Raw genomic sequence first — 20646 nt, forward strand, 5'->3', positions numbered from 1 at the left:
GGATGGCACAGCTGGTCAGGGTCCGGCGGTTGTCGGACGCGGAGGGGCAGAAGCTGCAGCGGATCCTGCGCCGCGGCAGCACGAACACGGTCCGCTATCGGCGGGCGGTGATCGTGCTGGCTTCGGCCGGCGGAAGCACCGTCCCGGTCATCGCCCCGCTCGTGCAGGCCGACGAGGACACCGTCCGCGATGTGGTCCACAAGTTCAACAAGAGAGGGCTGGCCTGTCTGGACCCTCGGTGGGCGGGAGGCCGTCCCCGCCTGCTCGACCGTGACGACGAGGACTTCGTCATCCAGACGGCCACCACCCGCCCCAGTCTGCTCGGCCTACCGTTCACGCGCTGGTCGGTGCGGAAACTCGCCTCCTACCTGCGCAGAGCCCCGGGACGGTGCATACGCATCGGCCGGGAGACCCTACGGTGCCTGCTCATCCGACACCAGATCACCTTTCAACGGACCAAGACGTGGAAGGAGTCCACTGACGCGGACAAGGACGCCGAGCTGGACCGGATCGAGTACGCCCTCCACGAGCGCCCGGACCGCACCTTCGCCTTCGACGAGTTCGGCCCACTCGGCATCCGCCCGACCGCTGGGGCCTGCTGGGCCAGGCAGGGCAAGCCCGACCGGCCCCCGGCCACCTTCCACCGCACCCACGGAGTGCGCTACTTCCATGGCTGCTACTCGGTCGGCGACGACACGCTCTGGGGTGTCAACCGGCGTCGCAAGGGCGAGAGCTGCAGTATTCGCCCGCAGGGCGGGCAGCCCCGCACCCGGCCCGGTCACGTCAGCGGTGACAAGGCGTACAGCTCTCGCCGCGACAGGCGCTGTCAGCCAAGACACCGGATCTGACCCCTGCGACCGTCGGAGAGGCCATCACCATTCTGGCAATCCCCGACCGCCTGCTCGATCTGCCAGTGGGCAGCCGAACCTGCTGGCGTTCAACAAGGCGTCGACTTAGCTGACCATCCCCTACAGAGGGCCGTACCGTTCGTCGTCGGCCCAATCGGTACCCGGGCGCCGCCGGCAGGCACCCGATGATCCGCCGGACACACTGCCTAGCCCCGCCCTAAAAGGCGTTGTCCAGCGTCAGGGTGAGCTCGGCGATCCGCCACCCACCGTCGGACCGGCGCAGGAAGAACTTGTAGACCCCGGTCGAGATCACCTGGATGCTCTCGCCGGTGTTCCCCGTCTGCACCAGATAGGCCCGCACCTCAGCGGTGACGGCGTCCGTCGTCGTGACCACGACATTGCCCAGGTGGTGCCGCACCCTTCCGGTCTGCGCCGTGTGCCCGTCACGGATGAAGTCGAGCACCGCCGCGCGTCCGGCGACCGGGCCGATCACTCCCTGTCCGGGCATCGTAAAGGTCCAGGTGGTGTCTTCGGTCAGGACCGCTTCCAGCTCGGGCACATTCAGCTCGTCCAAGGCGTGGGCGTAGTGCGCCACCGCCTGCTGGAGTTCGGCGATCACGAGACGACCGTCAGCACGATCTTGCCTTGGATGTGGCCCTGCGCGGCCCGCGTGTGTGCGCTGCCCGCCTCGGGCAGCGGGTAGGTGCTGTCCACCCCGACCTGCAGCTTGCCCTCGTCGAACAGGCGCCCGATCTCGGCGAGCTGGGGGCCGTTGGAACGCACCTGAATGTTCGAGACTGTGATGCCCAGACTCGCCGTCTCTTCCGGGTCGTACTGGGCGAAGAACACCGGAAGCATGGTGCCGCCGCGCTTGAGCACAGTCAGGAAGCGTGAACTGTCCGGGCCACCGACGGTGTCGATCACCAAGTCGACACCGCTGACCACGTCCGCAGCCTGCGTCCTGGTGTAGTCGATGAACTCATCGGCGCCGAGCTTGCGCAGGAACTGCTCGTGCCGCCCAGAGGCCACCGCGATTACGTGTGCCCCCTTCCATTTCGCCAGCTGCACCGCGAAGTGACCCACTCCACCGGCGGCCCCGTTGACCAGCACGGTCATCCCTGGCGTGATCGGCACCGGCTGGTGCACGTGACCGGTGAAAACAGACGGCACGTCGTGGCCGAGATCAACCAGGTACTGCCAGGCCGTAAGTACGGCCATCGGCGCCCCAGCCGCCTGCACGTGGTCGATACCGGCCGGCTTGTGAGCCAGGTCCGAAGCCGGCGCGGCCACGTACTCGGCGTAAGTCCGGCCGTCGAATCCGGGGAACCGCAGCATGCCGAAGACCTCGTCACCGACGGCGAACCCCAGCACGTCCGGAGCGACCGCCTGGACCACGCCCGACATGTCCGTTCCGGGGATCAGGGGGATCTCCAGGGCCGGCCTCATCTCGGCCGGCATGACCTTCATCCCCTCACGCAGGTACCAGTCCGGCGGGTTGATGCCCGCCGCGTGCACCCGGACGAGCACTTCGCCCGGGCCGATCTCGGGCACCGGCACCTCGTCATACTGCAAAACTTCCGGACCGCCCGCTTCGTGGAACTGGATCGCCTTCATCGCGCCTGTCGCTTTCTTGGGGAAACGTTGCTCCTTAAGTCAAGGCCCAGGACCGCATGGCCGTCCAAGACCGGTTCGGCAGCCTGATCATTCCGAAACGGCATGACGCGTACGCTGCAAGGGTGAACGATCTCGGACAGGACCTGGAACTGCGGCTGGTGCGCTACTTCACCGTGGTGGCGGCGCACCAGCACTTCGGCCGGGCCGCCGCCGACTTGCACGTGGCCCAGCCTGCGCTGAGCCGCCAAATCCAACGGCTCGAAAAGTATCTCGGCACACGACTACTGGACCGCATACCCCAGGGCACCCGGCTCACTCCGGCAGGCCAGAGGTTCCTCCCCCGGGCCCAAGCCCTGCTGCAGGCCGCCCGCCAGGCCGAACTGGCCGTGCGTGAACAAGCCGAGATTGAACGAATCGCCATCGGCTACGTTGAAGACCTGGTGATCACTGCCGCCGTACGGGAACTGCGCCGCCGTTACCCGGACGCCGAGATCACCACCCGGTACCTGAGCTGCCGCGACGTCGGGGCGCTGTCCGACAAGCGCGTCGACGCCCTGATCGCGCGGGCCCCGCTGCCGCTCGCCGCCGACGACGTCTTCACCACCCCTCTGTACGAGGAGCCCCGGATGCTCGTGGTCCCGCGCGGCCATCCCTTGGCCGACCGCCCGTCGGTGACCGCGGAAGAACTGGCTGGCGAGGAGGCGGCGCCGTGCCCATTCGAGACCGCGGACTGGACTTCCTACCGGATCCTCGGGGCCGACGTGCCGCCGATCGAGAGCTACGAGGACAAGCTCGAACTCGTCGCGAGTGGCGGGGCGATCGCCGTGCTACCGGTCGGCGATCGGCGTAGCTCTCTGCGCCCCAACCTCGTCACCGTCCCGATCGAGGGCGCTCCCCCCAGCCAGGTCGTCCTGGCCAGCCGCAAGGGCGACCCGAATCCGATGATCAGGAATCTCCGACTGGCGGCCAAGGCGGTCCTGACTGCCCCGGCAGCCTGACCGGGACCAGCCGGCCCGCTTGGCGCTGAACTGCACCAAGCGGTGCTCACGCGCGCCGTGTTCGTCGCGCATCTGCCGGTATCGCTCGGGGTTAGGTTGTGCCGGCTCAGCGTCCGACGCGTGCACGGTGGTGGGCTTGACCTCGGAGGCGTTCTTGAGCAGTCCCTCGATGATGTAGACGGCCTCCCACACGGTATCCGGGGCAAACGGGTGAACGGGGCCGTCTGTGCAGGTAGAACGCTCGCGGTCGCGTCCGCAAGAGATCGGCAGCGTTCACGAGTGGGCCTGAAGTACGGCTTCTGCTCCTCGTAGATCGTTTCGCGCGTTGTCGGCGGCCTCGATCCATCGGTTCGGAGCCCTTTAACAAATCGTGGCCGGTTATGGGGCGGGGAAGGGACGGGAGCTGGTCGAGACCGCGACGTAGGCCAGCCCGTCGTACGTACGGCCAGTGGTGCGTCGGCTGCTCGGCGGAGGTCCACGAGCCGGTCGCCGGGGTGGCCGGTGGCCAGTTGTGCTTCTACGGTGTCCGCGCGGGCGGGGCCGATCCGGTTGGTGACGACAGCGCCGGCACGGGGACGGTGCCAGGGGCCGGGCCACATGCGGCGTGCGCGGAAGGTACCGCTGCCGAACAGCAGACCGAGTGCGTAGTAGGCGTGCTCGCCCAGGTCTACAAGAAGAACCGCATCATAGACGGCATGGACGACGGCTTCCTCATCAAGATCACCTCATAGCCGGTCTTCGTTGGGCCAGGACCTCCAGGAAGGGGACCTGGCCCAACGTCATTTGCTGGCCGACCAGAACTGCACCAGGTAGTGCTCGATGCCCTCAGGAACGCCCTCCTGTGCCAGGCGCTGCACTTCCTGGCGGCCCTCGCAGTACACCCGGACCTGCCACGTGACATCCTTCTCCGGCAGCTGCAGGTAGGTCTCACGGGGCCCGCTTGTGACACCCCACAGGGCCAGCTCCCCCGACGGGCAGTGCAGAACGGCTTCTCCCCGCTCCTCCCAGTCCCCGCGATCGTCAGCGACCGGTGGCTCCGTGTCCCACACCTCAGCGGCCAAAGTGGCGGTGTGGGTGTGCCCGGCGCTCTCGATGTCCAGACGCGCTTCGTGGGCGGTCAGGAACGCGCCCCCGGGTTCACGCCCCTCCGGGAACTCGAGGGGCACTAGCGTGTCATCGACGTCTTGCAGAGCGAAACCGCAGAAGTCCACTTCCACGTCCGCATCCTGCTGGCGGATCAACTCGGCCACGCCGGCTCCCCATACCGATCAACGCGTTGAGATCCGTACGGTGGTCGTACGCCGCCGTCCGTGTGCTTGGGTTTCAACTTCCCGGAGTGCACACGGGAAACTGCCCTAACGCCCTGGCACCTGGCCTCGCACTCGCAGGGCCTTCGCCCACTGTGCGACAGGGACGCCGTCGACGACAAGTGATCAGGTACGTCATCCCCGGCCGCGACCAACTCCAGCACAGGTGTGTGGAGACCGGCCGCGACCGCGCGGGGAAGGAGCCGTACGGGTCGCCGGTAGCGCGTCCTGCAGTTCCTGCCGGCCTGACGTGTCCAGCGGGCTCAACGGTCTCGTCCAGGTCGAAGACGGCACCGCGGTGGTCCTCACCGGGATCCACACCGGCGATGTCGATGTCACCGTCACCTTTCACACCGAAGCCCCGCAGTCAGGGGACACCGGGTGGGAAGAGATCGTCGAAGTGTCACTGCACTCAGTGTCGGCAGAACGCAGGGTGCGAGGTCTGATGGCTGACCTCGACGAAGAGTTGCCCGTGCTGTCCTTCAACGGCCCAGGCGACTACCGGCTGCGCATCCATGCCCGTGGCCGGGACACCGCCGTCGACCTCGTGGCTTTGTTCGCGAGTTTCGGCAGCGCTTGTTCATCGTCTCGGGAGGCACTCGGATCGGGTGGAGGTTGATGTTCACAAGAATAGGCAGCACCTGGCCGTCGTCACTCCAGTCGGGCAGGGCGGGATCCCGGATCAGAGGTTTCACGCTGCCGCCCCAGCCGGTCTGTGGGCTGTCTGTGGCAACGTAACGCCCGCCCGCTTGCGCCTGCTCCATGCCACCCACACCACGCTGAACAATTGCCCTAGTCAAGACGCAGGGACGTGTCTGCGCGGCACCGAGGGGAACGACCGATGGACAGAGCAGAACGTCTGGATCGTAGAGCGCTGCTCGCCGGCGGACTTGCGGGCGCCACCGCCGCGCTCTCAGGGTGCTCATCGCCGAGGGCATCCCCGGCGGCGGCCAGCGCTTCGCCGAGCCCGCGCCCAGCCACACCTTCCGCGGCATTCGCGAGACTGATGGAAGGCAACGAGCGCTGGGTGAGCGGAGACCTTCAACACCCCGACCGGGACCCGAACCGGCGTCAGCTCGTGGCCCAGGAGCAAGAGCCGTTTGGGGCGATCCTCTCGTGCATCGACTCCCGAGTACCGCCTGAACTCCTCTTCGACACCGGGCTGGGTGATCTTTACGTGATGCGCACGGGCGGAGTGACGGTCGGCCCGGTGGTCATCGGTTCTGTCGAGTACGGGCCCATGACCAGTGGTACCCCGCTCGTCGTGGTCCTCGGGCATCAGCGCTGCGGCGCCGTCAAGGCGGCGTACAAGTCCCTTCGTGACGGCAAACCGCTGCCCGGCAGTCTGCAGGCGATCGTCAAGGCTCTGCAGCCGGCATACGATCAGGCAGCCCAGGAAGGCGGCACCGACCGGGTCGAGACCATGGCCCGTGCCCAGGTCAAGTTGACCGCCGCCGATCTGCGTTCCAACCAGGACCTCGCCCCCCTCGTGGCAAAGGGCGCCCTGGCCGTGGTCGGCGCCTACTACTCGCTCGACACTGGCAAGGTGGAAGTCCTGGCAGGCGCGCCTTCCTGAACCGGTCGCACGAGACTGATGGCTTTGACAGGTCAGTGACGGGCGACCGGACCGCCTCCCCGATGCGCCCCGAAGCGGCTGACAGTCGGCATCACAGGCAGGACCGACTACGGCGAGGCCGCGGTCGCCCCCACCCCACCCGGATTCGATGTGGTCCTGCGGCAAGCCATCAACGAGGCGCTGGACGGCCCCGGGCTGCAAGGACGGCCCGATGCTGTCGAAACACGTGAACATTCCGTCCTGGCTTTGTTCATGAGAACGGACAGCAGATGTTCACGGCTACGGGAGACGTCAGAGCACACCGAGGATTCAAACGCGGCTTGAGTTTCGACCCGAGAGGCAGCCACCGAGGCTTGGCAGGCGGTGTGCGGCGGCCCTGCCGACATCCGTCCGAACATAGTCGCGACGTTCCCGCCAATTAGTGTGCGGCGCCGACTGTGTCAGAGTCGCACAGGCAGCCTGGACGGTTCAGTGGTCGCCCATGGGCGGGCGCACGAGGCGTGGCAGTGGCTGATGCCAGTCGCCCAGCCTCGTGAGGAGGAACTGGCGAGCGAGGGAACGAATGTCGTCCCACGCCGAATCTGTGGCCAGAGCGTTGTCCCAGGGGCCGGCGCGGCGGGTGGCATCGATCTCGCCGAGGCGACGGCCGATGGCCCGAAGATGACGCTGATCCTCAGGCTCGAACGCTCCGCGCTCCGCGAGCCCTTCGGACACGCGGCACATGAGCTCCGCCTCTTCAACGACGTCCTTCGTCTCCAGCTCACGCTCGCCCAGCCAGGCAAGTTGATCTTGAGTGTCGGCCGCTAGGAGGGCCGTAATGCGCAGCGTCCAGGTGCGCAGGTTCGCGTCGCCGAGAGGGTTCATGCATGCATGATCGCACCCAGCTCCCGCAATCGTGTTCGGGTGTCCGGAGGGCGGCAACGGGCTGCGTGGCGGTCGCGGAGGGCTGAAGCGGAATGAGTACTGCTGCAATCGAACAGTGCCATACGGCGGCGCCTCCCATAGTCGTGAACATCTGCTGTCCGTTCTCATGAACACAGCCACTCGAAGATCTACAAGCCGGAGAACAGCCAGCAGACTTGCGGGCTTGCGCCGACGGAGTCGGCCCGCTACCAACCAGGCCTGCCGCTCCCTCACGAATGCCTCAAGCCGACCGACGACACGACCGGCCTGACCCATGTGGGGGCCCGCGAATACGACCCCACGATCGGCCAGTTCATCAGCGTCGACCCCCTGCTGGAACTCGACAAGCATCAGACCCCCAACGGCTACAGCTACGGGGCCCAGAACCCGACCACCCAGTCCGACCCCAGTGGCCTGGGGCTCAAATGCGGTGGCAGCGAGCCGGCCTGCCCCACGAGGCCCGACGGTACGAAGGGCAGCGGACGCCCCGGCGAAGCCGTAGACCCGAGCAAGCCGCGTCCATCGCACCCGTGTAACAGCAGCTGCGGCACGGCGCACGGCGGCAGTGGCAACTCTGGTGGCGGCGGCTTTGGCTGGCTCGGGGGTGTCGTCAGCACCGTGGTCGACGAGGCAATAAACACCGGAACCTCTTACCTCCAAGCCTCTTACCAGCAGGCCCTCACGGAAATGGGTTGCGTCCTCCATAGCGACGGCTGCGAGGACGTGGTCGGTCTTCTGCTTGCCACCAACCCGGCCGCCGCTGGGGATATGGGGTTGACCTCCCGTGCTGCTGAAATATACGGCGACTACTCGAACGGAAGGAGCGCTGAGGGCACCGGGAAGCTACTGTTCGACCTGGCCCTGCTGTTGGGGACGCGAGGTGAAGGCGCCGCCGCAGCTGAGGCCGACGCGCTTTAGACCGTGTCCTACGTGGTGAGGCGGACGTTGACCCGGTATGGGGCGGGGAACGTGGAGCTGGATCGTGCCGGACGGCTTGTGGGAGATCGCCAAGCCGCTGATCCCGGAGCAGCGAGCGCGGCCGCAGGGCGGCGGAACGGTGAACACTCCTGATGAGACGCTCTTCGCGGCCGTCATCTACGTACTGGTCAGCGGTTGTGCCTGGCGTGCGCTGCCGCCGTGCTTCGGTATCTCGAAGTCGACTGCTCACCGCCGGTTCCTGATCTGGTCTCGTGCTGGGGTGTGGGGCCGGCTGCACCAGGCAGTGCTCGACAAACTCGCAGCCAAAGACCTACTCGACCTCTCCCGCGTGGTCCTCGATACCGCCCATGTAAGGGCGAAAAAAGGGGCGAACTCGCAGGTCCGAGCCCCGTGGACCGGGGTAAGCCAGGTTCCAAGATGCATGTCCTGTCCGACCGGTCGGGACTGCCTCTCGTGGTCGGTATCTCAAGTGGCAACACCCACGACAGTCAGGGGCTCAAGCCCATGATCGCCGGGCTCCAATCGAGACACGACCCCGATCGGGGCCGACATTACAAGCCCCGCAAGCTCCACGCCGACAAGGCGTATGACCAGCCCGACCTGCGTAAATGGGTCCGCGGCAAGCGAATCGGCGTGCGCATCGCCCGCAAGGGGATCGAATCCAGCGAGCGTCTGGGGCGTCACCGTTGGGTGATCGAACGCACCATGTCGTGGCTGTCCGGCTACCGCCGACTCAGCCCCCGCTACGAACGAAACCCTCGCAACTACCTGGGCCTTCTGGGGCTCGCAGCCGCACTCTGCTGCTACAAGCGATACATCCGCCTCACCACGTAGGACACGGTCTAAAGCGCCGGGCTGTCACTCTGACAATTCCGGACTCGGCCCACTGCTTGGCGTCAGCGCGCCCACGCCCTCCGCTGAGAGATCGCCTCTTATTGTGCATCGGCCGCGGACGGCCGCAACTGGTTGCGATCCGTCCGCGGCGCCTTCAGCACACGAGTGGGTGCCGTGCTCCCGGGTTCAGCCGTGACGTTCCGCCGAATCACGCAGTCGGCGAGTGGCGAGTTCCCCGGTGTCCGAGTCCTGAGGCTCTGCCATTGGGCCTCCGGTCAGCGGAACCAGAAGGTGCCTACACCCAGGTTGCAGTGATACCGGACTTGCCACACATTGGAAACGAAGGTTCCATCACTCAGGTCATGGAGACGTGAGCCGACGCAGAGGATCGCAACATGACCCAACCCACCCCTCGGATCAGAGGCGTCCATGCCGTCAACGATATCCCCGGCGAAATCCCCCACCTTCATCCTGTCACTTCACTCATAGTTGATGGTGAGGACTTCACGCCGGGCGGAAAGGCTCATTTTGTGTTCAGGGCAGGGGGAAGGACCTTGACGCAGGGGACGGCGGACGTGAAACAGAACGGATTGGTCAGTTTTACTGCAACAGTAAGGCCCACACTTGAATGCGAGAGTTCGGTGTCCGCAGTGGGAGAGGATCTTAGTTCCGGCAAGAGGACCGATCATGTGTCCGCCGAAGTAGTGTGCCCCCAGGGCCCGTTGCAAGATTGAAGATCGTCCGGTTCGCGGAAGACGTCGCGAAGCAGGGTTAGTGTCCCGGTTCGGGCAGGGGGAACGTAGTACAGGCACGGTCTCAGTGAGCATTTTCAGCGTTGCCTCTCCAGGGTGAGGACGGCCTTGGTGATGACGGTCATGCCGTTGGGGCTGATGCGTGACCTGCGGAAGTTCTGCCAGGACTTCAGCCGTGCCATGCCGTGTTCGACCGGTGCCCTCGCCACAGCCAGGGCTCGGTTGACGGTGCGCTGGGTGAGGGTGAGTTCACCGCCCGGTGTCCGTTTGAGTCCGGTGGTGACCCAGTGAGCGTTTTCAGCGTGGCCACTGATCGGGGTGACGCCGGTGAGGTTGAGGTGAGGGCCGCAACGTACGAGGCCCCCGTGCCGTTGGGGGAGGTGTTCGAAGTCTCAACCCACCGGCACAGGAGCCTCGTTGGTTCCCTATCCTGCCCCACTCGACCTTCCGCATGCCCTCGTCGAGTGGGTCACGATGCTCATCGTCACCCGTGAGGGTGACCGACGGTGCAAACTCCCACCGCACCAGCGGGCGCTCGTCGCTCTGTGTACCTACGCCGACACGACACCCTCACCCGGATCGCATCCGGCTTCGGGATATCCGTCGGCACCGCCCACGCGTATGTCACCGCCGTGACCGGCCTGCTCGCCGAACGGGCCCCTGGCCTGCTCAAGACTCTGCGCGAGCACTGGACGGGACCCTGGCCGAGTGCGACCGCGTCGGCGACAGCCGAGCCGACTACTCGGCCAAGCACCGCCGGCACGGAGTGAACCTCCAGGTCGTCACCGACCCCACCGGTGAGGTCCTGTGGATCTCGCCCGCGCTGCCGGGCCGCATCCATGACCTGACCGCAGCCCGCACCCATCGCATCATCCGGATCTGCGAGCGTCAGGGCGTCCCGATCCTCGCCGACCGCGCCTACCAGGGCGCCGGTCACTGGGTCACCACCGGACTCAAACGGCCACCGGGCGGTGAACTCACCCTCACCCAGCGCACTGTCAACCGAGCCCTGGCTGTGGCGAGGGCACCGGTCGAATACGGCATGGCACGGCTGAAGTCCTGGCAGATCTTCCGCAGGTCACGCATCAGCCCCAACGGCATGACCGTCATCACCAAGGCCGTCCTCACCCTGGAGAGGCAACGCTGAAAATGCTCACTGAGTGGCGGGGCGGCGAAGTGGACAGTGTCGCCGCATTGCAGGGCAGCGAGATCGTTCTGTTGACGGTGAAGGGTAGGCTCGCCCGCGTCGACGCCGCCGACTCGGGCATCCGCACCCAGCCCTTCCTTGTCCACCCCGCACCGAACTGGGCCGGCACCGGCCTGAACAGCGACCTCTTTGCACACGTCCAGCTGATCGCCCGACCAGGGCACCCCGGACAGGTTGCCGCAGTCACGATGACGGGAAACCAGCGCGGCGAGATCCTGCTATGGGACGTTCGTACACCCCGACACATCGCAACCCTGCCAGGGCCAGCCATCAGCGTTCCGTCCAGCACCGACTCCTACACCAGTGCGCTTGCCTTCGACACGGACGGCTCGCATCTCGCTGTGCAGAACACTGACGGGCAGGTCCACGTCTGGGACGTCGACCGAAGGAAGCAGCTGGTCAGCAGCGTGCCCCGCGGCACCAACGACACCCTGGTCGGGATCGGCCCCGGCGACAGAGTCGTCACATGTCTGGAGGCCAAGAAGCAGGTCCAGATCTACGACCTGACTAGCGGCGACTCCAACACTGTGCCAATCGAGGGCGGAGACTGGATCACAGGCTTCGTACACGGTCACCGCCTGACCATCGACACCGGCCGCTTGCGCCAGACCTTCGACCTTCGCCCCGACATCCAATTCCGCACCCTGTGCGACGCCGTAGGACGTGACTACACCAAAGCCGAGCGCAAGCTGCTGCCGAAGGGAACCCCGTCGAAGGCGCCCTGCACCTGATAGGCCCCGCTGGCATCGTCGGGGGCTTCCGGCTCGGTATCGGTGGTGCACCCGGCTCCGCCATGTCGTCGACCACGAGACCGACCGGCTGCTCCTGTCCCGCGGGGCCTATGGTCCCCGGGCCGCGCCTGGCCGTCCGGGTCCCGTCAGGGGCCCGGTCTCAGCCTCTGTCGAGCCCCCGGAGAGGGCGTGCTTCAGCCGGGCCAACGGCCGGCCCTGGGCGTGGTGTGTTGCGGTTGGGCGGGCAGGCTCTCGTCAGCGGGCGCGATGATGCGACGCATGAGAGATGACACTGTGCATGATCAAATCCGGTACCTGCGCGAGTGTATCGAGGCTGAGGAGATGATCAAGCTGGGGTTCGGAGGGTCCGGTGGGCGAGGTGGTAGAGAAGCTTCGCGTACACGGTTGTTGCCGCCGCGGCTACTGACGGTATGACCGCCAGCGCGAGGATGCCCAGCAGGGTTGGCCACTGGTGCAGGTGGTCTGTCTGGCAGATGTGGTTGTCCGGCCAGGGGTTGAGGAGCGGAGCTTGGCACAGGGATTCGCTGCCCCGGTCGGTCGTGACCTCGGGGCCGTAGTCCGCGGCCAGCAGGAAGTACAGCAGTGCCCACATCGCCGCGGCCAGGACGTACCAGATGGTTGACCACCAGGAGATCCGTCGCGCGCGCACGCGCAATGCGGCGTGCGGGTCCGCAGAGCCGTCTTGGTTTTCTCCAGTGTCGGATGACATGGTCGCCGATTCACCGGCCGAGTCGGCGGCTGTCATCTCGTTCGCGTGGTCCATGAGCTCTTCCCCCGGTCCATGATCGTCGGCTTCTGGAGATCGTAGGCCGCTGTGCCCCGTTCTGTGCGGCGAACACTGATGGACGGCCTGTGGCGCTGCGCGCCACAGGGTGCCGGCACGTACGACCACCTCATCTCTCTTCAGCTTGGCGGTGACCCGAACGACGCCCGCAACCTCTGGGTGGAGCCGGCCGACCCGGGCCACAAGCCGGGCTCTGGGGTCAACAACAAGAAGGATCCGGTGGAGACGAAGCTGCACACTGCGGTGTGTTCTGGCAAGGTGACCTTGGCCGCCGCGCAGCAGGCCATCGTCTCCGACTGGACCACCGCGCTCACCCGGCTCGGTCTCAGCTGACGCGCGGATCATCTTTGCCTACTGCCGATGCCCTCTCAGGCCTCTTCGGTCGAGGCGGCCGCAGCCGTTTCCGGCGTCAGCGTCCCCCGCCACGTCGCGACGCTGCCCAGGAAGATCGCGAACAGGCCCACCGCTGCTCCCCAGAACAGGAAGCGTGGGCCCTGGGAGGCGATCAGGGCACCACCGATGGCTAGTCCCAGGGGTTCCACGCCGAACGAGAGGGTGCGGAAGGCGCTGTTGACGCGGCCTTGGAGGTGGTCCGGTGTGGCCGTCAGTCGGTAGGTCACCAGGGACACCGCGAAGATCGGCCACAGCAGATTCGTGATCAGGACGCCGGCGGCGAGGGGGACGATCGACGGTGCGGCGGCCATCATGGCTGCCGCGACGGCCCACAGGGCGACGGAGCCGAGTGCCATGGTGCGCAGGCTGATGCGCTCGCGCAGCCATGACGCGGCGAATGCGCTGACCACCGTGCCGAGGCCGACCGCGGCGAGGATGAGGCCGATCAGCCCGGCGTTGAAGTCGAGGTCCTTGGTGGCGAGAACGATGGTGGCCAGATTGAGCGGCGCCTGAAGGAAGTTGATCAAGGTGACCATCACCATGAGCAGGCGCAGCAGCCGCTGCCGCCAGAGGAACGACATCCCTTCCTTAAGGTCGGCCATCACGGAGCGCTGTTCGTCGGCCGGCCGCTCCTCCTGGAACGACTTCCGTACGAACAGCAGCGAGGCCCCCGAGAGCAGGTAGGTGACGGCGTCGACGGCGTAGCTGTAGACGGCGCCGAGCGTGGAGTTCCTGGCCAGGCCGATCAGAGCGCCGGAGAGGGCGGATCCGCCGACGCCTGCTGCGGAGTCGGCCACCTCGTTGAGGGCGTTGGCGGAGGCCAGCTGCTCCTGGGGGACCAGCTGCGACAGAGCGGACAGGTGGGAGACGGCCGAGAAGACGTGCCCGACGCCCTCCAGGAAGGCGACCGCTGCCAGGTGCACGATCGTCAGGCTGTCAAAGGTGTAGGCGATCGGGATCGTCGCCAGCGCGGCGAAGCGGCCCAGGTCCGCGACGATCATGACGCGGCGGCGGTCCCAGCGGTCGATGAACACGCCGGCCAGGAGGTTCAGCAGCAGGTAGGGCGCGAGCCGGGCGGCTCCCACAAGGCCGGCCATGCTGGGTGAGCCGGAGAGGCCGAGCGCGAGGATCGGCACGGCCAGGTTGGAGAGCGCCGTGCCCACCGACGAGACGGTGAACCCGCCCCAGACGATCATGAAGTCGCGGTTCGTCAGCAGCCGCGCCAACGCGGTTCGGGCGTCGAGTCCGGCGCCGGCTCCGCCACCGACGTGGCGTCCTCTGTTGCCATGGCTACGTCCGTCCGTTCCTTGTTCTTCTGTCGAGCACTGTCCGGCCCCCCCCCGCAACGCTTCATCAGTGGCCCGCCGCACGCCCCAGGAATGGTTTGCGCACGCCTCAGGCGTGGTCCACCAGGAACGTGCGCAGTGCTTCGATCTGGGCCTCGAAGACGGGCCGGTCGCTGGCACAGGTGATCCGCAGCCAGTGGGCACCTGCGGGGCTCTTGCCCGCGGCCAGCTCGGTGTCGGCGGTGAAGCAGGCCAGGGGAAAGCAGGAGACGCGGCTCTCGTCGTAGAGGCGCTGGCCGAAGGCGAGGGGATCGGCGTCCGGGCCGGGTATGCAGGCGAGGTAGTTGAAGCCTGCATGGAGCGGTGTCGCGGCGAGCTGCCACGGCGGGAGCGCCTCCTGTGCGAGCTGCCTGTTGTCGGCGATGGTCTGGTAGATGTCCCGCAGTTCCAGCCGGTACTCCTCGACCTCGGAGGTGTCGCTCACGGCCGGCAGCTCGCGGGAGGCGTCGTTGAGGCCCTTGAAGCGTTGCCAGAGGGCTTCCGAGACGCCGCCTCCCCCGAGCTGTTCTCGCCGCAGTGCGCGGAGTAGGCCAGGTCGCGGGTGATGCCCGACACGGCGACGAGGGGCGGACACCCGCCGAAGCGCTGGTTCTCGATGAATTCGACGAATTCTGAGGAGCCCATGGCGTAGCCGAAGCGCAGGCCGCTGACCGCCCGCCGTTTCGCCAGTCAGTGGACCACCAGCGTCCGATCCCAGTAGTCGTGCGGGTCCAGTGCCGCGCCGTAGTTGAGGACCCGGATGTCCGGATGGGCCGCGAAATCGGCGCTGAGTGCACCGGCGCGAACGACGTGGTCAGGTTCGTGGTGTATCCCGTCGGCGATGGAGATAGGCGAAGAATATCGCCCCGACCTCCAACAGCGGACAGAGGACCTTCATCAGCATGTTTACCGCACCGATGTGTCCCTGAAAGACCCAGACGACACCCCCGAGAACCCAGACGCAGATGCCGACGGCCGCGAAAAGGATCGACATCTTGCCGACGAACGAGGACCTGAGCAAGGCGAGCGCAGCTCTGAGAGGTTGGCGCTCGCGGGCTGGTCTACTGGTGCCAGGTATAGGTGGGTGCCAGAACGAAGTTAGGGGTCTCACGGTCTTCGTGTCTCTCTCCAGATACCGCTTGAGTAGCTTCTCGTAGTACTTCCCCGGAAGCCGCCTGCCGTTCTGTCCCCACGCGCCGAGGACTATCTGAGGTCCTACGACGGCAGGGACGTACCCGACATCGTTCCGCTGTAAAGGACTCCGTGACGTCCATCGAAGGTCACTGATCAATGGGCCCGCCGACCTGCGGTCGGCGGGCCCACACCGTCAGTCCCTCGAACGCAACCGGTCCAGTTCGCTGCCGATCGCATCCCGCAGCGCATCGTGCTGCGGGCCGAGCCTGAACCGCTCGTCACTCCACCGCTCACGCGGATACAGCCACACCGGCTTGCCCACCAGCTCGGCCGGCTCCCACTCGAACCGCGGCCAGACATGTGCATGCAAGAGCGGGTCCGTGTTGCCGAGGATCTCCAGGTTGACCCGGCGGAACTCGGGGTCCAGCCGTCGGCAGGCCCGCTCAACCGCTTCTCCGAGTTGGTCCATATCGGACAGAAACGACAGCCGCTTCGCCTTGGGCAGGTCAGATAGCTGTTGAACGCCCGGCTCGTCCGCGAGGAGAACTGAGTACCCGGGCAGGAACTGAACGTCGCCGATCACCGCGAAGCCAGAATCAAGTTGCCGCAGCACAGTCGGATTCTCGCCCCGCAGAGCAGCCCCGATCCGGTCCATCCGCCAGTCACTGGTCATGGCCTGAGCCTATCCGCAGGTGATCAAGGCCTGCTCTTCGGTCCCCATCCTCCCCACTCGCTTCAAGGACCAACCAAGCGAGGCGAAGAGCGGCCCCAGCCGTTTTCAAGGCTCCGGCCGCAGTTCCGTGAAGCACTGGCTTTGTATCTCAGTGGGGGCTCCGTTTCGAGGTGATGGTGGGAGTCACCTTTCTGGCCGAGTTGCGATGTCGGTTTGTTTTGACGTCACCGAGGGGCTTGCGGTGGGACGGTGGGGTGTGCTTCTGCCGCTGGGGGTCTCATGGGGACGTCGCAGTCGAAGGTCGATCTGTACGCCGCGGCAGACCTGAGTACCTGGAACTGCAAGCCCGGAACACCTCACATCATGAGCTGATCAGCAGCAAGCAGCGACGCCAGGTGACTCTTGGCCTCGGTCAAAGAAGACACACAGACGTCCGCGTCGGCCAGTTGCGGGGCGCTATGAGTGCTGGTGATCGCGATAACGGTGCAGCCAGCCGCCTTTCCCGCGGTGACTCCCGCCGGCGCGTCCTCGACGACGATGCAGCGTTGGGGCTCTGACCGCAGGCGGGTCGCCGCCAGCAGGTATGCGTCTGGGTGAGGCTTGGCGTTGATGACGTCCTCGCCATAGACCTGGACCTCAGGAAGAGGCAGCCCGCCGCGACCGAATCGCTCGTGAACAGGCTGCCGGCTTCCTGAGGTCACGAGCGCCCAGGCACCGGGTTGGAGAGCGTTCAGGAGATGGGCAGCGCCCTCCATTGGTGGGAAGGCGTCTCCCTCCTTGCGCATCAGGCCGTTGAGTACCTGCCGCTCAGCGGCGGGATCCAGGTCGGGGGCGACTTGTCGCACGGTGTCTTCCGGGCGTCGGCCGAATGTGTGCTGCCACACGTCCTCGGCGTCCAAACCGCGCAGCGTCGCCCAGGCGTTCCATATGCGGTGATGCGCGGCAGCGGAGTCGAGTAGAACGCCATCGACGTCGAACAGAACAGCACTGAATGTCATGGTGACCACGATGCCAAACGTCCGCGTCGTGATCTGCTGCTGTCCCGAAGTGCTACAGAAGGCCGAGCACCGACGTCCGGCGTCCTCGGTCACCTCACCAAGCCACGGCCGCCGACTACTCAGAAAATCCGGGATCGCGAACAGGCTCTGACGGGCTGCTGCAGCGACCAAGTGACATCAAATCTCGCCAACATTGATCACGAGAAGCCGATGTCAGTGACTCCCGAACCCACGTCGAAACGACATCCCCGGAGAGTGACACAGCCAAACCACGTAACAGCAGAGAGACGCACCGAAGGGCCGTGGTCCGGACAGTAGGGCATGCTGTGGCGGTGAGTGATCCTCAACCAGCATGGCAGGAATGGCTGAACAGCTTGGACCTGCCGCAGAAGGCGGCCGCAGAGTTGCTGCGTGCCCAGTTCAGCGTCCTCGGCGTGGCCGATCCTGTCGATCTGATCAAGTCGGAGGTCATGGAAGACCTTCCGCACCTCGCGCGATTCGTGCTGCTGCGGAGCCTGTGGCGCGGCGCGATCGATGGCTGGTCCGACTCGGGCTCGCTCGATCAACTACCCGCCGCCCAGAGGCTTCTTGACGCGGGGGCGGACAGGGAGGACCTTGCTCGCTTGGCCCGAGCCGTTGCCTATGAGGCGGTGTTCGCGACGCTCGACGAGTTGGATGCCGGCGGCGACGTAAACGTGTCGGGTGTGGAGGCTGGCTGGGTGGTCATGGAGTCAGGCGAAGATGGCTCCCCGACCGGGCGAGCCCTGTCGGGCTTGCATGAAGACTTCCTGACAATGGATCCCAGCGGGCGCCACAGAGCTGACCTCTGGCAGTGAGGGCAGACCTTCGGGCTGGTACGACCAACCCGAGTCGCCGGCGCACCGTTGGAGGCGGCGTTGGGAGCGGGTTTGACGGGCCATTAGGCACTGGAACGGTCAGATGAAGATCCGTATCTTGGGCTCATGGTGGATGGGGGAGAGCCGAGACTCTTTGTGAACCAGTGGGGTGACGCATCGGACCCGGCGCTGGGGGGCCGCGGTTCCTACCGGGATGTGTGCGTGTGCTTCGACCAGGTCAAGCCGCATCCGCGAGCCCGTGTCGGTTTCCACGCCGAGCACCAGGACACTTCGGCCGCTGGGTGGCAGCGTCTGCTGGAGTTGATCGACGAGGCTGCGGACGACGGGCGGGAGGAGTTTCGTCCTCTGGTTGAACTCAGCGCCGGGGAACGGCGGCAGGTGATCACTCTGCCGCCGAGTATCGCCAAGCTGACGGCGGTCAAGCGCTTCGTGCTTTATGGCAGCAACTTGGTCCGAATACCGCCCGAGATCGGTGGAATGAGCAGCCTGGAGGAGTTCACCCCCTACACCTCATACCGGCTGCACTGGTTCCCCTACGAGATCACCCGATGCTCCCAGCTGGCCCGGAGCACGGTGAGCACCCGCGCGCTGTTCGGAAACTTCAAGCTCCGTCCTCCCTTCCCCCGGCTCCAGCCCTCGCAGGACTCCGTTGCTGATCTCGACCTGACAGAGCTTGATGCCCGGCGCTGGGGAACCACAGTCATCCGTGGGTGCAGTGTTTGCGATCGGCCGATCGAGCAGAGCGGGCTCCACCAAGTGTGGGTCTCTATGCGGGTGGCCACCGACGTCTTGCCGCTCTTGGTCAATGCCTGCTCGGCAGCTTGCGTTTCCGCGCTTCCCTTCGGCGCTGAGGAGTACGTGCAATTGCCGCATAAGGGCGGCAGGGTGAGGCAGCCGCCGTCCGACTGGGACTGATCTCGTTCATGTACGTGCCGACGTAGTGGCGCACGGCTTCATCAGAGACACCTGCGGGGCCGCCGCGCCAGGAGGACCGCGCAGAACAGGTCTATGCCGTCTATCCGGCGCTGCCCCAACGCGCCGAGTAGTAGGTGCAGGGCAGGTGGTGCACCGCTCAGCAGCAGCCGCCGGGACCTGTTCGACGCCCAGGGCGCGGGCCGCGTAGTAGACAACGAGCGGGAGGAGGATGCCGACGGCATGCAGCGGCCGTAGCCCCTCCAGGTTGGCTTCTCGGCCGTGGCAGACCGTTGCGCAGGTTCCATGTCCGTCATCGCTGTCCCTCCTCGCCCCAGTACGGGCCCTGAGCCTGGGTGGCTCGGCCACCGGGGCACCCGGCTGCCTGACCTGCGGCCGGACGGCGCCAGCCTGCGGAAGCACGGTAGGTGCGGGGGGCAGGCGGATCGGAGCAGGGGTGGACAGCCACGTGAAAGAGAGGTGGAAGCATGGGACTGCGATCTCCACCAGTGCACCGCACCCCAGGATGGAGTAAACAAGCAGCCCTCCTCCCAGACAGAGGGGCCGTGTTCAGAGAACTGGGGGCCACCACCTCGAGGACGACGTATCGGCGTCTGTGCCGCCCGAGCCCTCGCGGAGCGGCCGCGCCTCTGTCGACGGCGACCGCCCGCGCAGAGCTGGCCGGGCTCACCGTGACCGTCCCGCATTCGATGGACGGCTACGCTCGGGACAAGTTCGGCATCTGGACTACCCAGCCGGACGGCTGCACCACCCCCCAGGCCGTGCTGGCGCGTGATGGCAAGGATGTGCAGGACAAGCCGGGCAGCTGCCAGCCTGCGAGCGGTTCCTGATTCTCCGTCTACGACGACACCACCGTCACCGACGTCGAGACACAGACCGCAGACCACTGTCGCGGCGTCAGGCCTGCGCCACTGACTTCTCGCTCTCCTCGACCGCCGAGGTACCAGCCATCTGGCCTGCCGGCGACGGGGTGGTGTCTGCCTCCTGCTCGGCGGACCCGGACTGTTGTTGCAGTGTGTAGTACACGGTCCTTCCCTGCCTCGCCCGCTCGATGCTGCTCTTGGCGACGAGGCGCTCCAGGGTGTTGCGCACGGTGTTGACGTCACGGGCCCGCTCGGGGAACTGCTGCTCCAAGGCGGCGGTGGCTTCGGCCGCGGTGCGCGGTTCACCGGAGGCCTTGTCCAGGACGCGCAACAGGAGAGCGCCCAGGGGAGCCTCACCGGTCTTGGCCGTGGTCTTCTTCGCCGCCGTCTTCTGGGCGGCCGCCTTCTTCGCAGTCTTCTTCGCAGTCTTCTTCGCCGGGGGCTTGGCGGTTGTCTTAGCCGCCGCAGCCTTCTTGGCCCTGGCCGTCTTCTTCGTCGGGGCCTCAGGGCCGCTGGTTTCCTCCTGCCGCGGCTGCGGGACGGGCGCCTCGTTTGGCGCGGCGGAGGTCTGCGCCGTGTCGGCAAAGCTGGCTTGCGCAGCCGGCAGGGAGACCTGCACGCTGCGCAGCCACGCCTCCTCCGCCCTGAGCCGCTCCAAATGCGCCTGCAGCTCTTCCTGTTCGGCGAGGTTCTTCTCGAGGTCGGCGGCAAACTGCGACGCGTACCTGTCCTGGATAGAGATACTGGCGGGCTCGTCGGCCACGGCAGTTCACGCTCCTTGTTCCCTGGTGTGTTGCGCCGGATGCTACCCATCCCAGCCACACACGGCTGAGTCCCTGGCAGAGCACACCCGTGCGAGAACACACCAGCAGCGGGCTCACCCCCCGGGCCCGCCCAGGCGTTTGCTCCCCACCTGTGTTGAGCGGACCGGAGCCTATGAGCGTTGTTTCTGGTGG

The 20646-nt window shown here is 66.4% G+C and carries 19 protein-coding genes and 4 pseudogenes; 12 read left to right on the forward strand and 11 right to left on the reverse strand.

Annotated features, from left to right (window positions below; translation table 11 throughout):
* Positions 1 to 2 precede the first annotated feature (2 nt).
* A pseudogene (locus tag ACIF83_RS35580) lies at positions 3 to 845 on the forward strand (helix-turn-helix domain-containing protein); the annotation flags it as partial.
* A 220-nt stretch (positions 846 to 1065) separates the two neighbouring features.
* Here ACIF83_RS35580 and ACIF83_RS35585 read toward each other — a convergent pair.
* Positions 1066 to 1467 (reverse strand): nuclear transport factor 2 family protein, encoded by a 402-nt coding sequence (locus ACIF83_RS35585; protein ID WP_399733214.1) that lies wholly within the window; start codon positions 1465 to 1467, stop codon positions 1066 to 1068.
* A complete protein-coding gene (locus ACIF83_RS35590) occupies positions 1464 to 2462 on the reverse strand; it encodes an NADP-dependent oxidoreductase (protein ID WP_399733217.1) in 999 nt (332 codons plus the stop codon). Before ACIF83_RS35590 ends, ACIF83_RS35585 begins: the two co-directional genes overlap by 4 nt.
* 56 nt (positions 2463 to 2518) lie before the next feature.
* Here ACIF83_RS35590 and ACIF83_RS35595 point away from each other — a divergent pair, with 56 nt between their 5' ends.
* Both ACIF83_RS35595 and ACIF83_RS35600 read left to right on the forward strand, forming a co-directional pair.
* Positions 2519 to 3460, forward strand: a complete 942-nt coding sequence (locus ACIF83_RS35595) for a LysR family transcriptional regulator (protein ID WP_399733220.1) — start codon at positions 2519 to 2521, stop codon at positions 3458 to 3460.
* Positions 3461 to 3954: 494 nt separating this feature from the next.
* Positions 3955 to 4191, forward strand: a complete 237-nt coding sequence (locus ACIF83_RS35600; RefSeq protein ID WP_399733223.1) for a hypothetical protein — start codon at positions 3955 to 3957, stop codon at positions 4189 to 4191.
* A gap of 48 nt (positions 4192 to 4239) precedes the next feature.
* Here the strand turns inward: ACIF83_RS35600 and ACIF83_RS35605 are convergent, their stop codons facing one another.
* Positions 4240 to 4710, reverse strand: coding sequence for a hypothetical protein (locus ACIF83_RS35605; RefSeq protein ID WP_399733225.1), 471 nt, complete (start codon positions 4708 to 4710; stop codon positions 4240 to 4242).
* A gap of 307 nt (positions 4711 to 5017) precedes the next feature.
* On the opposite strand from ACIF83_RS35605, the gene ACIF83_RS35610 reads away from it, so the two are divergent.
* On the forward strand, positions 5018 to 5386 hold the full coding sequence (locus tag ACIF83_RS35610) for a hypothetical protein (RefSeq protein ID WP_399733228.1): 369 nt from the start codon (positions 5018 to 5020) through the stop codon (positions 5384 to 5386).
* A gap of 387 nt (positions 5387 to 5773) precedes the next feature.
* Positions 5774 to 6343: a carbonic anhydrase gene (locus ACIF83_RS35615; protein ID WP_399733231.1), complete on the forward strand. Its 570-nt coding sequence runs from the start codon at positions 5774 to 5776 to the stop codon at positions 6341 to 6343.
* A 468-nt stretch (positions 6344 to 6811) separates the two neighbouring features.
* Here ACIF83_RS35615 and ACIF83_RS35620 read toward each other — a convergent pair whose 3' ends face one another.
* The gene (locus ACIF83_RS35620; protein WP_399733234.1) at positions 6812 to 7207 is read right to left on the reverse strand and encodes a hypothetical protein; all 396 of its coding nucleotides are present in this window, start codon (positions 7205 to 7207) and stop codon (positions 6812 to 6814) included.
* Positions 7208 to 7522: 315 nt separating this feature from the next.
* Between ACIF83_RS35620 and ACIF83_RS35625 the strand changes: the two genes are divergently transcribed.
* Together ACIF83_RS35625 and ACIF83_RS35630 are read left to right on the forward strand one after the other, a co-directional pair.
* A complete protein-coding gene (locus ACIF83_RS35625) occupies positions 7523 to 8164 on the forward strand; it encodes an RHS repeat-associated core domain-containing protein (RefSeq protein ID WP_399733237.1) in 642 nt (213 codons plus the stop codon).
* A gap of 37 nt (positions 8165 to 8201) precedes the next feature.
* A protein-coding gene (locus tag ACIF83_RS35630; protein ID WP_399733240.1) for an IS5 family transposase occupies positions 8202 to 9019 on the forward strand; the annotation gives its coding sequence in 2 pieces (ribosomal slippage) (positions 8202 to 8550 and positions 8550 to 9019; 819 coding nt in all).
* 829 nt (positions 9020 to 9848) lie between these two features.
* On the opposite strand, the pseudogene ACIF83_RS35635 reads toward ACIF83_RS35630, so the two are convergent.
* Positions 9849 to 10058, reverse strand: a pseudogene (locus tag ACIF83_RS35635) (transposase family protein); the annotation flags it as partial.
* A 130-nt stretch (positions 10059 to 10188) separates the two neighbouring features.
* On the opposite strand from ACIF83_RS35635, the pseudogene ACIF83_RS35640 reads away from it, so the two are divergent.
* Together ACIF83_RS35640 and ACIF83_RS35645 are read left to right on the forward strand one after the other, a co-directional pair.
* Positions 10189 to 10918: pseudogene (locus ACIF83_RS35640) on the forward strand (transposase family protein).
* Positions 10919 to 10920: 2 nt separating this feature from the next.
* A complete protein-coding gene (locus ACIF83_RS35645; RefSeq protein ID WP_399733242.1) occupies positions 10921 to 11709 on the forward strand; it encodes a WD40 repeat domain-containing protein in 789 nt (262 codons plus the stop codon).
* Positions 11710 to 12055: 346 nt separating this feature from the next.
* Here the strand turns inward: ACIF83_RS35645 and ACIF83_RS35650 are convergent, their stop codons facing one another.
* The gene (locus tag ACIF83_RS35650; protein ID WP_399733245.1) at positions 12056 to 12493 is read right to left on the reverse strand and encodes a hypothetical protein; all 438 of its coding nucleotides are present in this window, start codon (positions 12491 to 12493) and stop codon (positions 12056 to 12058) included.
* Between the two features lie 120 nt (positions 12494 to 12613).
* Between ACIF83_RS35650 and ACIF83_RS35655 the strand changes: the two are divergent.
* Positions 12614 to 12847: pseudogene (locus tag ACIF83_RS35655) on the forward strand (hypothetical protein); the annotation flags it as partial.
* 35 nt (positions 12848 to 12882) lie between these two features.
* Here the strand turns inward: ACIF83_RS35655 and ACIF83_RS35660 are convergent.
* The 4 genes from ACIF83_RS35660 to ACIF83_RS35675 form a co-directional block, all read right to left on the reverse strand.
* Positions 12883 to 14397: an MFS transporter gene (locus ACIF83_RS35660; RefSeq protein WP_399733248.1), complete on the reverse strand. Its 1515-nt coding sequence runs from the start codon at positions 14395 to 14397 to the stop codon at positions 12883 to 12885.
* On the reverse strand, positions 14303 to 14677 hold the full coding sequence (locus ACIF83_RS35665) for a hypothetical protein (RefSeq protein ID WP_399733251.1): 375 nt from the start codon (positions 14675 to 14677) through the stop codon (positions 14303 to 14305). The genes ACIF83_RS35660 and ACIF83_RS35665 overlap by 95 nt, the downstream gene beginning before the upstream one ends.
* A gap of 882 nt (positions 14678 to 15559) precedes the next feature.
* Positions 15560 to 16039 carry an HIT family protein gene (locus tag ACIF83_RS35670; RefSeq protein ID WP_399733254.1) on the reverse strand — a complete coding sequence of 160 codons (480 nt, stop codon included), beginning with the start codon at positions 16037 to 16039 and terminating at the stop codon, positions 15560 to 15562.
* Positions 16040 to 16395: 356 nt separating this feature from the next.
* A complete protein-coding gene (locus tag ACIF83_RS35675; protein ID WP_399733257.1) occupies positions 16396 to 17130 on the reverse strand; it encodes an HAD family hydrolase in 735 nt (244 codons plus the stop codon).
* A gap of 239 nt (positions 17131 to 17369) precedes the next feature.
* On the opposite strand from ACIF83_RS35675, the gene ACIF83_RS35680 reads away from it, so the two are divergent.
* The gene (locus tag ACIF83_RS35680; protein WP_399733260.1) at positions 17370 to 17873 is read left to right on the forward strand and encodes a hypothetical protein; all 504 of its coding nucleotides are present in this window, start codon (positions 17370 to 17372) and stop codon (positions 17871 to 17873) included.
* Between the two features lie 126 nt (positions 17874 to 17999).
* Positions 18000 to 18809, forward strand: a complete 810-nt coding sequence (locus tag ACIF83_RS35685; protein ID WP_399733263.1) for a leucine-rich repeat domain-containing protein — start codon at positions 18000 to 18002, stop codon at positions 18807 to 18809.
* Between the two features lie 915 nt (positions 18810 to 19724).
* On the opposite strand, the gene ACIF83_RS35690 is transcribed toward ACIF83_RS35685, so the two are convergent.
* Positions 19725 to 20453 (reverse strand): hypothetical protein, encoded by a 729-nt coding sequence (locus ACIF83_RS35690; protein ID WP_399733266.1) that lies wholly within the window; start codon positions 20451 to 20453, stop codon positions 19725 to 19727.
* Between the last annotated feature and the right edge of the window lie 193 nt (positions 20454 to 20646).

Origin of the sequence: Streptomyces sp. NPDC085866, from assembly GCF_044541035.1 — a bacterium.
Taxonomy (GTDB): Bacteria; Actinomycetota; Actinomycetes; order Streptomycetales; family Streptomycetaceae; genus Streptomyces.